The organism is Pseudoalteromonas sp. GW168-MNA-CIBAN-0100 (genome assembly GCF_040309225.1).
Taxonomy (GTDB): domain Bacteria; phylum Pseudomonadota; class Gammaproteobacteria; order Enterobacterales; family Alteromonadaceae; genus Pseudoalteromonas; species Pseudoalteromonas arctica.
On the sequence record NZ_JBEOOL010000393.1, the window covers coordinates 1 to 298 of the forward strand.

Below are 298 nucleotides of genomic sequence, written 5' to 3' on the forward strand. Positions count from 1 at the left end.
TTATAAGCCTCGCTCTTTATTCCAAGGGCGAACAGACATGCCCTCTTGTAAAGAGTGAACACCAGCAGAGACAATTTGTTGGCCTTCTTTTACGCCGCTAAGAACTTCAATAGTGTCGTGATGCAATTGGCCCACTTGTACTGCTTGTTTATGCACAGTGCCAGTTTGCTGATTAAAAACCCACACATAGGCATTATCGCTTAGGCTTTTATTAGGATCTGAAAATACCGACTCAATAGGTAAAATAGTGTAGGGGGTTTGTGAGCGTGTAACTTTGCTCAAATCTATCATCACTTGT

Annotated in this window: 1 protein-coding gene; it reads right to left on the minus strand. The window is 41.9% G+C overall.

Annotation, left to right across the window (positions count from 1 at the left end; all coding sequences use genetic code 11):
• A partial coding sequence (locus AAEY62_RS21630) for a permuted SH3 domain-containing protein (protein ID WP_502935542.1) occupies nt 1–298 on the minus strand: 298 nt, incomplete at its 5' end.